This is a genomic window from Streptomyces sp. NPDC048523, assembly GCF_043199815.1.
GTDB lineage: Bacteria > Actinomycetota > Actinomycetes > Streptomycetales > Streptomycetaceae > Streptomyces.
Map to the genome: position 1 here is coordinate 725,548 of NZ_JBICWQ010000003.1, position 12,791 is coordinate 738,338.

Below are 12,791 nucleotides of genomic sequence, written 5' to 3' on the forward strand. Positions count from 1 at the left end.
CCGTGACCACACTGACCAAGACCGAGGACGCTCCGGCCCCTTCCGGCTCGGACAAGTTCCTCTCAGTGCGCGATCTGAAGGTGCAGTTCTCCACCGAGGACGGCATCGTCAAGGCCGTCGACGGCCTGTCCTTCGACGTCGAGCGCGGCAAGACCCTGGGTATCGTCGGCGAGTCCGGCTCCGGAAAGTCCGTCACCAACCTGACGATCCTGGGCCTGCACAACCCGCGCACCTCCACCGTCGACGGCGAGATCGTCCTGGACGGCAAGGAACTCGTCACCGCCACCGAGCGCGAGATGGAGCAGCTCCGCGGCAACAAGATGGCGATGATCTTCCAGGACCCGCTGACCGCGCTGTCGCCGTTCTACACGGTGGGCCGCCAGCTGTCCGAGCCGTTCATGAAGCACCGCGGCGCCTCCAAGAAGGAGGCGAAGGACCGGGCGATCCAGATGCTGGAGAAGGTCGGTATCCCCCAGCCGAAGACGCGCTTCGACGACTACCCGCACCAGTTCTCCGGCGGTATGCGCCAGCGCGCGATGATCGCCATGGCGCTGATGTGCGACCCCGAGCTGCTGATCGCCGACGAGCCGACCACCGCGCTGGACGTCACCGTGCAGGCCCAGATCCTGGACCTGCTCAAGGACCTCCAGCAGGAGTTCGGCTCCGCGATCATCTTCATCACCCACGATCTGGGCGTCATCTCCAACATGGCCGACGACCTCCTGGTGATGTACGCCGGCCGGGCCGTGGAGCGCGGCAGCGTGCGCGAGGTCATGCGCGCGCCCCGCCACCCCTACACCTGGGGTCTGCTCAGCTCGATGCCGCGTCTCGACAGCGACGTCAACGAGGAACTGGTGCCGATCCCCGGCTCCCCGCCCTCCCTGCTCAACCCGCCCTCGGGCTGCCCCTTCCACCCGCGGTGCACCTTCAGGGACGAGGTGCCCGGCACGCTGTGCACCGACTCCCGGCCGCCGCTGGGCGAGGGCCGTGCCTCCGCGTGTCATCTGACGGCGGAGCAGAAGCAGACCATCTTCATCGACAAGATCCAGCCCCGGCTGCGCTAGGGAGAACCGAGACATGAGCGACAACCTCACCCTCCCCGCACAGCAGGGCTCAGCCGACACCACCGTGCCCGAGACCCTGCTGAAGGTCGAAGGGCTGACCAAGCACTTCCCGATCTACGGCGGCTTCCCGATCAAACGGAAAGTCGGCGCTGTCCAGGCCGTGGACGGCATCGACCTCTCGGTCGGTGTCGCTGAAAGCGTCGGCCTGGTCGGCGAGTCCGGCTGTGGCAAGTCGACGACGGGCCGGCTCATCACGCGGCTCCTGGAGCCCACGGCCGGCAAGATCACCTACTCGGGCAATGACATCACCCACGCCTCGCGCAGGCAGCTGGCGCCGGTGCGGTCCGAGATCCAGATGATCTTCCAGGACCCGTACTCCTCGCTCAACCCGCGCCAGACCGTCGGCACGATCATCAAGTCGCCGATGGAGGTCAACGGGATCGATCCGGAGGGCGGCCGGGAGAAGAAGGTCCGGGAGCTCCTCGAGCTCGTCGGCCTCAACCCGGAGCACTACAACCGCTTCCCGCACGAGTTCTCCGGCGGTCAGCGCCAGCGCATCGGCGTGGCCCGCGCGCTCGCCCTGAGCCCCAAGCTGATCGTGGCCGACGAGCCGGTCTCCGCGCTGGACGTGTCCATCCAGGCGCAGGTGGTCAACCTGCTCAAGAAGGTCCAGGACGAGCTCGGCATCGCCTTCCTGTTCATCGCCCACGACCTGGCCGTCGTACGGCACTTCTCGCAGCGCGTCGCGGTGATGTACCTCGGCAAGATCGTCGAGGTCGGCGACCGGGACTCGATCTACAACCGGCCGCGTCACCCGTACACGCACGCGCTGCTCTCCGCCGTCCCCGAGGTCGACATCGACGGCGACGGCGAGGGCCGGGAGCGGATCCGGCTCTCCGGTGACGTGCCCTCGCCGATCCACCCGCCGTCCGGCTGCCGCTTCCGCACCCGGTGCTGGAAGGCGCAGGACAAGTGCGCGAGCGAGGAGCCGCCGCTGGTCCAGATCTCCGGGAACCGGGGCGGTCACCTGACGGCCTGCCACTTCCCGGAGGACCCGACCACGGCCCGTGACGAGGACGTCGTCCTCGACCCGGCGCTGAAGGCCCTGGAGGACGCGGCGTCCCAGGAGGCACCGGCCAAGGACTGACGACTCCCGTACTCCCGTACACGACCGGGGGCAGAGGCGAACTACCTCCGCCCCCGGTCGCCGTGCGCCCGGGGCTCCGAACTCCCGGACCCCGGGCCTCCCGGGCTCCCGGGCCTCCGAACTCCCGGCCTCCGGACTCCCGGCCCCCGGCCCCGGACTCCCGTACTCCGGGCCTCCGGACTCCCGGCCCCCGGCCCCGGACTCCCGTACTCCTGGCCTCTGAACTCCCGGCCTCCGGCCCCGGACTCCCGTACTCCGGGTCTACGAACTCCCGGCTCCCGGCCTCCGGGCTCTGGCCCCCGGCCCTGGCTTCCCGGCGCCCCGGCCTCAGCACCCGCACCCCGCGCCCCCAAAGGCCTACCCAGGCGTGCGAAGTGCCCCCGTTGATCCGATATTGGCCGGTAACGGATCAGTCTTGAGGAGGCACTCCATGCGTGGAGCCACGCACGCCACATGGGCCGCTTGCGCGGTCGCGGTAGCCCTCGCGGTGACGGCCTGCGGTGGTGGGGACAGCGGCAGTGACAGCGGTGGCAGCGCCGACGGCGGCGCCGTGCTGAGCTCCTCCTGGGGCGACCCGCAGAACCCGCTGGAGCCGGCCAACACCAACGAGGTGCAGGGCGGCAAGGTCCTCGACATGATCTTCCGCAGCCTGAAGAAGTACAACCCGGAGACCGGCAAGGCCGAGGACATGCTCGCCGAGAAGATCGACACGAGCGACTCGCAGAACTTCACGATCACCGTCAAGGACGGCTGGACCTTCAGCAACGGCGAGAAGGTCACCGCCCAGTCCTTCGTGGACGCCTGGAACTACGGGGCCTCCCTCAAGAACAACCAGAAGAACGCCTACTTCTTCGGCTACATCGACGGCTACGACAAGACGCACCCCGACGACGGCGGCAAGCAGTCCGCCGACACCCTCTCCGGGCTGAAGGTGACCGGCCCGAGGACCTTCACCGTCAAGCTCAACCAGAAGTTCTCGACCTTCCCCGACACCCTCGGCTACCCGGCCTACGCCCCGCTCCCGCAGGCCTTCTTCAGCGACCACGCGGCCTGGCTGAAGAAGCCGGTCGGCAACGGGCCGTACACCATCGACTCGTACACCAAGGGCTCGCAGATGGCCCTGAAGAAGTGGGACGGCTACCCCGGCCCCGACAAGGCCCAGAACGGCGGGGTGACCCTCAAGGTCTACACCGACAACAACACCGCCTACACCGACCTCATGGCCGGCAACCTCGACCTCGTCGACGACGTCCCCGCCGCCCAGCTCAAGAACGTCAAGAACGACCTCGGCGGCCGGTACATCAACACCCCGGCCGGCATCATCCAGACCCTCGCCTTCCCGTTCTACGACAAGAAGTGGAACAAGGCCGGGATGGAGAAGGTCCGCACGGGCCTGTCCCGGGCGATCGACCGCGAGCAGATCACCGAGACGATCTTCCAGAAGACCCGTACCCCCGCCACCGACTGGACCTCCCCGGTCCTCGGCAAGGAGGGCGGCTTCCAGGACGGACTGTGCGGGGACGCCTGCGACTACGACCCCGCCGCGGCCAAGAAGCTCGTCAAGGAGGGCGGCGGACTCCCCGGCGGACAGATCAAGATCACGTACAACGCGGACACCGGCTCCCACAAGCAGTGGATCGACGCCGTCTGCAACTCCATCAACAACGCGCTCGACAACGACAAGGCCTGCGTCGGCAACCCCGTCGGCACCTTCGCCGACTTCCGCAGCCAGATCACCGCGAAGAAGATGAGCGGCCCCTTCCGGGCGGGCTGGCAGATGGACTACCCGCTCATCCAGAACTTCCTCCAGCCGCTCTACTACACCAACGCCTCCTCCAACGACGGCAAGTGGTCCAACAAGGACTTCGACAAGCTCGTCAACGAGGCCAACGCCGAGACCGACACCGGCACGGCCATCGAGAAGTTCCAGGAGGCCGAGAAGGTCGTACGGGACAACATGGCGGCCATCCCGCTCTGGTACCAGAACGGCAGCGCCGGCTACTCGGAGCGGCTCTCGAACGTGAAGCTCAACCCGTTCAGCGTCCCCGTCTACAACGAGATCAAGGCCGGCTGACCCCGCCATGGGACGGTACGTCCTCCGGCGGCTGCTCCAGATGGTCCCGGTGTTCATCGGGTCGACCCTGCTGATCTTCCTCATGGTGAACGTGATGGGCGACCCCATCGCGGGCCTGTGCGGCGACAAGCAGTGCGACGCCGCGACGACCGCCCAGCTCAAGAAGGAGTTCGGCCTCGACAAGCCGGTCTGGCAGCAGTACCTGACCTACATGGGGCACGTCTTCACCGGCGACTTCGGCACCGCGTTCAACGGCCAGAAGGTCACCGAGCTGATGGCGACGGCGTTCCCCGTGACCATCCGGCTGACGATCGTCGCGATCCTCATCGAGATCGTCATCGGCATCACCCTGGGCGTGATCACCGGACTCAAGCGCGGCCGTCCCGTCGACACCTCGGTCCTCCTGGTCACCCTCGTCGTGATCTCCGTCCCCACCTTCGTCACCGGTCTGCTGCTCCAGCTGCTCCTCGGCGTCGAGTGGGGCTGGATCAAGCCCTCGGTGTCCACGGACGCCACCTTCGGCGAACTGCTCGTGCCGGGCCTGGTCCTCGCCTCCGTGTCACTGGCGTACGTGACCCGGCTGACCCGCACGTCCATCGCGGAGAACAGGCGCTCCGACTACGTCCGTACGGCGGTGGCGAAGGGCCTGCCCAGACGGCGGGTCATCGTCAGGCATCTGCTGCGCAACTCGCTCATCCCCGTCGTCACCTTCATCGGCACCGACATCGGCGCCCTGATGGGCGGTGCGATCGTCACCGAGCGCATCTTCAACATCCACGGCGTCGGCTACCAGCTCTACCAGGGCATCCTGCGCCAGAACACCCAGACCGTGGTCGGCTTCGTCACCGTCCTCGTCCTGGTCTTCCTGGTGGCCAACCTGCTCGTCGACCTCCTGTACGCCGTCCTCGACCCCAGGATCCGCTATGCCTGAACCCCAGCAACAAGAGGGAGCCATCGCCGGGACCGGAGCGGGCGGCGCGATGGACCTCGCGGTGAGCGAGGCGACCACCCTGGAGAAGGGCCCCGACGGCACCGGCCCTCAGGACAGACCCCGTTCCCTCTGGTCCGACGCCTGGCGCGACCTGCGCCGCAACCCCGTCTTCATCATCTCCGCCCTGGTGATCCTCTTCCTGGTCGTCATCTCCCTGTGGCCGTCGCTGATCGCCTCGGGCAACCCGCTCAAGTGCGACCTCTCCAAGGCCCAGGAGGGCTCCCAGCCGGGGCACCCCTTCGGCTACGACGGCCAGGGCTGCGACGTCTACACGCGCACGGTGTACGGCGCCCGTACGTCGGTGACGGTCGGCGTCTGCGCCACGCTGGGGGTCGCGATCCTCGGGTCGGTCCTCGGTGGCCTCGCCGGGTTCTTCGGGGGCTTCTCGGACTCGATCCTGTCCCGCACCACCGACATCTTCTTCGCGATCCCGGTGATCCTCGGCGGCCTGGTGCTCCTGTCGGTCGTCACGAGCAGCACGGTGTGGCCGGTCATCGGGTTCATGGTGCTGCTGGGCTGGCCGCAGATCTCCCGCATCGCGCGCGGCTCGGTCATCACCGCCAAACAGAACGACTACGTGCAGGCGGCCAGGGCGCTGGGCGCCTCCAACTCCCGCCTGCTGCTGCGCCACATCACCCCGAACGCGGTCGCGCCGGTGATCGTGGTGGCGACCATCGCGCTGGGCACGTACATCTCGCTGGAGGCGACCCTGTCGTACCTCGGCGTGGGCCTGAAGCCCCCCACGGTCAGCTGGGGCATCGACATCTCCGCGGCCTCCGCCTACGTCCGCAACGCTCCCCACATGCTCCTGTGGCCCGCCGGAGCCCTCGCGATCACGGTCCTCGCCTTCATCATGCTCGGCGACGCGGTCCGCGACGCCCTCGACCCGAAACTGAGGTGAGGGGAGGTGGCGGCAACCGCAGGCCGGTCTTCGTGGAGGGGCGTCACGCCGGCACGGGCTCGTCCGGCCCGGTGGTGCTGTCCGCGAGGCGAGCGGGCGTGGTGCTCCGGCGGTCGCGCGCGAGGAGCCCGGGCTCACTGCGGTGCTGCGCCGGCGGCGATGGAGTCTCGGGCGGGCGGGCGGCCGGGCGTCTCGTGGTCGCCACGCGTGTGTCCGGGGCGGCCGTCGGAGGTCTCGTCGCCGCCGCCTCGCCACGCCCATCAAGCCCCCGCCCCTGTTGCCCCTGCCACGCCCTCACACCCCCTCCCCGTCTCCCCGTTCCCCCACCCCCGGCGCCCCTCGCGACGCCCCGACCCGAAGCCGAGGTGAGTCGTCGTGCTGCTCGAAGTGCGTGATCTGCACGTGGAGTTCAGGACCAGGGACGGGGTGGCCAAGGCGGTCAACGGGGTCGACTACGGGGTGGACGCGGGGGAGACGCTCGCGGTGCTCGGGGAGTCCGGGTCGGGGAAGTCGGTGACCGCGCAGGCGATCATGGGGATCCTCGACATGCCTCCCGGAAGGATCACCGGGGGCGAGATCGTCTTCCGGGGACAGGACCTGCTGAAGCTGAAGGAGGACGAGCGGCGCAAGGTCCGTGGCGCCGAGATGGCGATGATCTTCCAGGACGCGCTGTCCTCCCTCAACCCCGTGCTCTCCGTGGGCGACCAGCTCGGCGAGATGTTCGTCGTGCACCGGGGGATGTCGAAGAAGGACGCGCGGGCCAAGGCCGTCGAGCTGATGGACCGGGTGCGCATCCCGGCCGCCAGGGAACGCGTGAAGGACTACCCGCACCAGTTCTCCGGCGGCATGCGCCAACGCATCATGATCGCGATGGCACTGGCCCTGGAACCCGCGCTGATCATCGCCGACGAACCCACCACCGCGCTCGACGTCACCGTCCAGGCCCAGGTGATGGACCTGCTCGCCGAACTCCAGCGCGAGTACCACATGGGGCTCATCCTCATCACCCACGACCTCGGTGTCGTCGCGGACGTGGCCGACCGGATCGCCGTCATGTACGCCGGACGGATCGTCGAACAGGCCCCCGTCCACGACATCTACAAGGCGCCGGCCCACCCCTACACGCGCGGACTGCTCGATTCCATCCCTCGTCTCGATCAGAAGGGCCAGGAGCTGTACGCGATCAAGGGACTGCCGCCCAACTTGATGAACATCCCGTCGGGTTGCGCGTTCAACCCCCGCTGCCCGATGGCACGGGACGTGTGCCGCACCGACGTACCGCCGCTGTACGACGTTGACGACAGACGCACGAGCGCCTGCCACTTCTGGACGGAGTGCCTCAATGGTTGAGCCGATCCTGGAAGTGGATGGACTCGTCAAGCACTACCCGTTGACCCGGGGCATTCTGTTCAAGAAGCAGGTCGGTGCCGTCAAGGCCGTGGACGGTGTGGACTTCACGCTGCACAAGGGGGAGACCCTCGGCATCGTCGGGGAGTCCGGCTGCGGCAAGTCGACCGTCGCCAAGATGCTCGTCAATCTCGAGCGCCCGACGCAAGGGTTGATCAAGTACAAGGGCGAGGACATCACCAAGCTCTCCGGCAAGGCGCTCAAGGCGGTCCGACGCAACATCCAGATGGTCTTCCAGGACCCGTACACCTCGCTCAACCCCCGTATGACGGTCGGCGACATCATCGGGGAGCCGTACGACATCCACCCCGAGGTGGCCCCCAAGGGCGACCGGCGCAGAAAGGTCCAGGACCTGCTGGACGTCGTCGGCCTCAACCCCGAGTACATCAACCGCTATCCGCACCAGTTCTCCGGCGGCCAGCGCCAGCGCATCGGCATCGCGAGGGGGCTGGCCCTGCGCCCCGAGGTCATCGTCGCCGACGAACCGGTCTCCGCCCTCGACGTCTCCGTCCAGGCCCAGGTGATCAACCTTCTCGACCGGCTCCAGAGCGAGTTCGAGCTGTCGTACCTCTTCATCGCGCACGACCTGTCGATCGTCCGGCACATCTCGGACCGGGTCGGGGTGATGTACCTCGGGCGGATCGTGGAGATCGGCCGGGACGAGGAGATCTACGACCATCCGACGCACCCCTACACCCAGGCGCTGCTGTCCGCCGTGCCGGTGCCCGACCCGGAGGTCCGCGAGCGCCGGGAGCGGATCATCCTCACGGGTGACGTCCCGTCCCCGACGAACATCCCGTCCGGGTGCCGCTTCCGTACCCGTTGCTGGAAGGCCCAGGAGCGCTGCGCGCTGGAGGTCCCGGCGCTGGCGGTGCCCGCGGAGTTCCGGTTCGCGGGCGGGCCGGCGGCACACGACTCGGCGTGCCACTTCGCGGAGGAGAAGCAGGTCGTCACGACCAAGGAGCCGGAGTAACACGGAGGCAACTTGGCCGACCCGGTTCCGATATACGGACGCGTCAGGCTCTACGACGTACGGCCGTGCGGGTGCCGTAAGCGGGCCGGGACGCGCCATGTCGTCCCGGCCCGCTGCTGTTCCTACGCCCCTACGCCATCCCCAACGACCGCTTCAGGAAGTCCAGCTGAAGCCGCAGCAGGTTCTCCGCGACGGTCTCCTGCGGTGTCATGTGGGTCACGCCGGACAGCGGCAGCACCTCGTGCGGGCGGCCCGCGGCCAACAGGGCCGAGGACAGGCGCAGGGAGTGGGCGACCACCACGTTGTCGTCCGCGAGGCCGTGGATGATCATCATCGGGCGGTGCGGCTCGGCCGCGTCGACCAGCCCCTCGTCGTCGAGCAGCGAGTTGCGGCGGTAGATCTCCGGCTGCTCGTCCGGGTGGCCGAGGTAGCGCTCCTGGTAGTGGGTGTCGTACAGGCGGAGGTCGGTGACCGGGGCGCCGACCACCGCCGCGTGGAAGACGTCCGGGCGGCGCAGCACCGCGAGGGCCGCCAGATAGCCGCCGAAGGACCAGCCGCGGATCGCGACCCGGGAGAGGTCCAGGGGGAAGTCCGCGGCGAGCGCCTGGAGCGCGTCGACCTGGTCCTGGAGGACCACCTCCGCGAGGTCGTCGCGGACCGCCTTCTCCCAGGCGGGGGAGCGGCCCGGGGTGCCCCGGCCGTCGGCCACGACCACCGCGAAGCCCTGGTCGGCGAACCACTGCGAGGTCAGGTGCGCGTTGTGCGCGGCGACCACCCGCTGCCCGTGCGGACCCCCGTACGGGTCCAGCAAAACCGGAAGGGGGCTGTCACCGGCGTAGTCCTGCGGCATAAGCACGGCGCACGGAATCCTCCGTGCGCCCCCCTCGATCAGCGTCACGCGCGGGGTCAAACCGGGATCTTCCGCGTACGACGTGACGGTCGCCGTCTCCTTGCCGTCCCGCAGGACCCGCGCGCGGGTGCCCGGCTGGTCGAGGGTCGCCGACACCAGCACGGTCGCGCCCCCGGCGCGCACCGCCGAGTGCACGCCGGGTTCCTGTGACAGGCGCTCCATTCCGAGCTCGTTCACCCGGTAGACGTGCACCTGGCCCGTCTGAGGGGACTCGGCCTCCGGGCCGGCCGACGCGGAGACCAGCACGTCGTGCGCGGTGACGTCCAGCACCGCGCGGACGTGCAACTGCGGTCCGGTCAAAGGGCGTTCACCGACCGCCAGTACCCGCGCGCCGCCCTCGTCCGCGATCCGCACGAGCTGTCCCGAAGGGCTCCAGCAGGGCACCCCGGGGAAAAGATCCAGCCAAGTTGGATCTTCGTCCGCGTGCACCATCCGGGTCGCGCCGGACTCCGGGTGCACCGCCAGATACAGCTGGCTGCGCTGGTCGCGCGCCTGTACGAGCAGCAGCGGAGCACCCGCCGCTGACCAGTGCACATGCGCCAGATACGGATAGCGCTTCCGGTCCCAGGAGACCTCCGTGCGCGTTCCGTCCAGATCGATCACGAACAGTCGTACGTCCGCGTTGGCGGTGCCCGCGGCCGGGTACGGGACGTGTTGTGGGTCACGCTCCGGGTGGGCCGGGTCGGAGATCCACCAGCGCCGCACCGGCGTGTCGTCCACGCGCGCGACCAGCAGCCGGTCCGACTGCGGCGACCACCAGAATCCCCGTGTGCGGCCCATCTCCTCGGCCGCGATGAACTCCGCCAGGCCGTAGGTGACGTGGTCCGACTCCGGAGCGGCAAGCGCCCGGTCGCCCTCGCCCTCGGCGCCCACGACCCGCAGGGAGCCCTGGGCGACGTACGCGATGTGCCGTCCGTCGGGAGCCGGGCGGGGGTCGATCACCGGCCCGGGGACGGCCAGTTCACGGGCCGTGCCGGCCCGCAGCTCCGCCGTGAAAAGCCGTCCTGACAACGCGAAAGTGGCCAACTCGACGGCCGCGTCGGTGGCGTAGCCGACGATGCCGGCACCGCCCTCGCGGCTGCGTTCGCGGCGCGCCCGCTCCTGGGGCGAGAGGCGCTCCTCGGCGCCGCCGAGGAGGGCGCGCGGGTCGGCCGCCACGCGCTCCCCGCCGTCCGCCGTGTCGAGCACCCACAGCGAATTGGCCCGGTTCGTGCCGGAGTTCGAGCGCAGGAACACGACACGCGACCCGTCGGGCGCCACGGAGAACGCGCGCGGCGCGCCGAGCGTGAAGCGCTGGGTACGGGCGTGCCGGCGGGGAAAGGAGTCAGCCTCGGTCGTCATGCCCCGACCATATTGGCCATGCGCCCCCTTGTGCGGCCGTGCGCCGACGGATGCGCAGGCCCGGATAGTTATGATCACTACCGCATAGTGGGTATGAACCTGCTGGCTGACGTATGGATTTATCTGCTTCCCCGGTCCGACCCCCCGCGCTCTTGGGATCTTTGGAGGTGAGCCGCCGTGGCACTCTCGATTTCGGCGGTGGTGCTGCTGGCGATCATCGTCTTCTTGTTGGTCAAGAAGTCGGGACTGAAGGGCGGGCACGCCCTGGTGTGCATCCTGCTCGGCTTCTATCTCGCCGCCTCTTCGATCGCACCGACGATCAGCGAGGTGACGACCAACATCGCGGGCATGATCGGCAGCATCAAGTTCTGACCCGGCTGCGACGACTCGACTGCGACGACCCCGCCGCGACGACCCGGCCGCGCGGGACTGTCGGTGGCTCCTCGTAGGCTGGGGCCATGACGGAACAGCCCGATCGGCGCCTGCTCCTGGTGCACGCGCACCCGGACGACGAGTCGATCAACAACGGCGCGACCATGGCCAGGTACGCGGCCGAGGGCGCCCGGGTGACCCTGGTCACCTGCACCCTCGGCGAACTCGGCGAGGTCATCCCGCCCGGGCTGCGGCACCTGACCGGCGCCGCCCTGGCCGAGCACCGGCGGGGCGAGCTCACCGAGGCCCTGGGTGCGCTCGGCGTCGAGGACTCCCGCCTGCTCGGCGGCGCCGGGCGCTACCGGGACTCCGGAATGATGGGCCTCCCGGACAACGACGACCCGGCCTGCTTCTGGCAGGCCGATGTCGACGAGGCGGCCCGTCATCTCGTTGAGGTGATCCTGGAGGTGCGCCCCCAGGTCCTCGTCACCTACGACGACCACGGCGGGTACGGCCACCCCGACCACATCCAGGCCCACCGCGTCGCCATGCGCGCCGTCGAGCTCGCCGCCGACGCCGGGTGGCGGATCCCGAAGGTCTACTGGAACCGGGTGCCGCGCACGGTCGGTGAGCAGGCCTTCGCGCAGCTCCACACCGACCTGCCGGGCCTCACCTTCGCCAAGGCCGCCGTCCTCGACGACGTACCGGGCGTGGTGGACGACGAGCGCGTCACCACGGAGATCGACGGTACGGCGTACGCCACCGCCAAGAGCGCCGCGATGGCCGCGCACGCGACCCAGATCGATGTGTCGGGAGCGTACTTCGCGCTCTCCAACGAACTCGCGCAACCCCTCTTCACCACCGAGTACTACGAATTGGTGAGAGGGGAACGCGGGACCACGAAGGAGACCGACCTGTTCTCCGGGATCGAGTTGTCCGGGATCGAGTTCTCCGGGATCGAGGACGCGTCATGAGCGACCGTACGCCGATGCTGGCCCAGCCCCTGCAGTGCCCCTCCGCCGGACGGGCGGCCGCCTACCTCGGCCTCTTCGTGCTCGGGGCGGTGGTGGGGCTCGCCGGGGCGCTGGTGCAGGGCGGCTGGTTCCCGGGCGGACTGCTGCTCGCGCTGCTCGGAGAGGCCGGACTGCTGCTCGGCGGGGCCCGCGCCACCGGCAGCCGTGCCGGAGCCGTCGCACCGGCAGGCGGCTGGATGGTCGCCGTCATCTTTCTCACCACCAGCCGTCCGGAAGGCGACTTCGTCTTCGCGGCGGGAAGCGGCTCCTATCTCTTCCTGCTCGGCGGCATGGCTGTGGCTGTGATCTGCGCCACCCTTGGCCAGGGGCGGCAACCGGGCGGCGACGCCGTCCGACTTGGCAAGTGACGTACCACTTCTCCGCATCGCGCGCGTGCGAGTCCCGTGTGGGTTTCCCCGGCGGTCGTGGGATACAGGCCAGAAGTGGCCAGTATGGTGGTGCGCGCCGCCGGCGCCCGAAGCAGTGAGGTCGAAACGGGCGGCGGAGCCAACCGGGAGAACCTGCCTTGAGTCGTGAAACTGACAGTCCGTCCTCCGGGCCCAACGGGCGCGGCGGAGCCGCCTACCCCTCGGGCACG

11 protein-coding genes are annotated in these 12,791 nt (G+C 69.3%); 10 read left to right on the forward strand and 1 reads right to left on the reverse strand.

Going from position 1 to position 12,791, the window contains the following annotated elements; translation table 11 throughout:
* The first annotated feature begins 2 nt into the window (after nucleotides 1–2).
* The 7 genes from ACGFWE_RS19195 to ACGFWE_RS19225 all read left to right on the forward strand — a co-directional run bounded on the left by ACGFWE_RS19195 (nucleotide 3) and on the right by ACGFWE_RS19225 (nucleotide 8,557).
* Nucleotides 3–1,064 carry an ABC transporter ATP-binding protein gene (locus ACGFWE_RS19195; RefSeq protein WP_352390347.1) on the forward strand — a complete coding sequence of 354 codons (1,062 nt, stop codon included), beginning with the start codon at nucleotides 3–5 and terminating at the stop codon, nucleotides 1,062–1,064.
* Between the two features lie 13 nt (nucleotides 1,065–1,077).
* Nucleotides 1,078–2,211 (forward strand): oligopeptide/dipeptide ABC transporter ATP-binding protein, encoded by a 1,134-nt coding sequence (locus ACGFWE_RS19200; RefSeq protein ID WP_352390346.1) that lies wholly within the window; start codon nucleotides 1,078–1,080, stop codon nucleotides 2,209–2,211.
* A gap of 430 nt (nucleotides 2,212–2,641) precedes the next feature.
* Nucleotides 2,642–4,285, forward strand: a complete 1,644-nt coding sequence (locus ACGFWE_RS19205) for an ABC transporter substrate-binding protein (RefSeq protein ID WP_352390345.1) — start codon at nucleotides 2,642–2,644, stop codon at nucleotides 4,283–4,285.
* 7 nt (nucleotides 4,286–4,292) lie between these two features.
* Nucleotides 4,293–5,216: an ABC transporter permease gene (locus tag ACGFWE_RS19210; RefSeq protein ID WP_352390344.1), complete on the forward strand. Its 924-nt coding sequence runs from the start codon at nucleotides 4,293–4,295 to the stop codon at nucleotides 5,214–5,216.
* A complete protein-coding gene (locus ACGFWE_RS19215; RefSeq protein WP_352390343.1) occupies nucleotides 5,209–6,177 on the forward strand; it encodes an ABC transporter permease in 969 nt (322 codons plus the stop codon). The genes ACGFWE_RS19210 and ACGFWE_RS19215 overlap by 8 nt, the downstream gene beginning before the upstream one ends.
* A gap of 375 nt (nucleotides 6,178–6,552) precedes the next feature.
* Nucleotides 6,553–7,527, forward strand: coding sequence for an ABC transporter ATP-binding protein (locus ACGFWE_RS19220; protein WP_352390342.1), 975 nt, complete (start codon nucleotides 6,553–6,555; stop codon nucleotides 7,525–7,527).
* Nucleotides 7,520–8,557, forward strand: coding sequence for a dipeptide ABC transporter ATP-binding protein (locus ACGFWE_RS19225; protein ID WP_352390341.1), 1,038 nt, complete (start codon nucleotides 7,520–7,522; stop codon nucleotides 8,555–8,557). Before ACGFWE_RS19220 ends, ACGFWE_RS19225 begins: the two co-directional genes overlap by 8 nt.
* 130 nt (nucleotides 8,558–8,687) lie before the next feature.
* On the opposite strand, the gene ACGFWE_RS19230 is transcribed toward ACGFWE_RS19225, so the two are convergent.
* Nucleotides 8,688–10,808 carry a prolyl oligopeptidase family serine peptidase gene (locus ACGFWE_RS19230; RefSeq protein ID WP_393600547.1) on the reverse strand — a complete coding sequence of 707 codons (2,121 nt, stop codon included), beginning with the start codon at nucleotides 10,806–10,808 and terminating at the stop codon, nucleotides 8,688–8,690.
* A 177-nt stretch (nucleotides 10,809–10,985) separates the two neighbouring features.
* Here ACGFWE_RS19230 and ACGFWE_RS19235 point away from each other — a divergent pair, with 177 nt between their 5' ends.
* The 3 genes from ACGFWE_RS19235 to ACGFWE_RS19245 all read left to right on the forward strand — a co-directional run bounded on the left by ACGFWE_RS19235 (nucleotide 10,986) and on the right by ACGFWE_RS19245 (nucleotide 12,561).
* The gene (locus ACGFWE_RS19235; RefSeq protein ID WP_352390339.1) at nucleotides 10,986–11,180 is read left to right on the forward strand and encodes a hypothetical protein; all 195 of its coding nucleotides are present in this window, start codon (nucleotides 10,986–10,988) and stop codon (nucleotides 11,178–11,180) included.
* A gap of 86 nt (nucleotides 11,181–11,266) precedes the next feature.
* A complete protein-coding gene (gene mshB / locus ACGFWE_RS19240; RefSeq protein WP_393600548.1) occupies nucleotides 11,267–12,154 on the forward strand; it encodes an N-acetyl-1-D-myo-inositol-2-amino-2-deoxy-alpha-D-glucopyranoside deacetylase in 888 nt (295 codons plus the stop codon).
* Complete coding sequence (locus ACGFWE_RS19245; protein WP_393600549.1) at nucleotides 12,151–12,561, forward strand: DUF6113 family protein; 411 nt, start codon at nucleotides 12,151–12,153, stop codon at nucleotides 12,559–12,561. The genes mshB and ACGFWE_RS19245 overlap by 4 nt, the downstream gene beginning before the upstream one ends.
* The last annotated feature ends 230 nt before the right edge of the window (nucleotides 12,562–12,791 follow it).

Bases quoted from the DNA above. Each gene is read 5' to 3' on its own strand.
- ACGFWE_RS19200 (WP_352390346.1), top strand. From the start codon at position 1,078: ATGAGCGACAACCTCACCCTCCCCGCACAGCAGGGCTCAGCCGACACC.
- ACGFWE_RS19205 (WP_352390345.1), top strand. From the start codon at position 2,642: ATGCGTGGAGCCACGCACGCCACATGGGCCGCTTGCGCGGTCGCGGTA.
- ACGFWE_RS19210 (WP_352390344.1), top strand. From the start codon at position 4,293: ATGGGACGGTACGTCCTCCGGCGGCTGCTCCAGATGGTCCCGGTGTTC.
- ACGFWE_RS19215 (WP_352390343.1), top strand. From the start codon at position 5,209: ATGCCTGAACCCCAGCAACAAGAGGGAGCCATCGCCGGGACCGGAGCG.
- ACGFWE_RS19225 (WP_352390341.1), top strand. From the start codon at position 7,520: ATGGTTGAGCCGATCCTGGAAGTGGATGGACTCGTCAAGCACTACCCG.
- ACGFWE_RS19230 (WP_393600547.1), bottom strand. From the start codon at position 10,808: ATGACGACCGAGGCTGACTCCTTTCCCCGCCGGCACGCCCGTACCCAG.
- mshB (WP_393600548.1), top strand. From the start codon at position 11,267: ATGACGGAACAGCCCGATCGGCGCCTGCTCCTGGTGCACGCGCACCCG.
- ACGFWE_RS19245 (WP_393600549.1), top strand. From the start codon at position 12,151: ATGAGCGACCGTACGCCGATGCTGGCCCAGCCCCTGCAGTGCCCCTCC.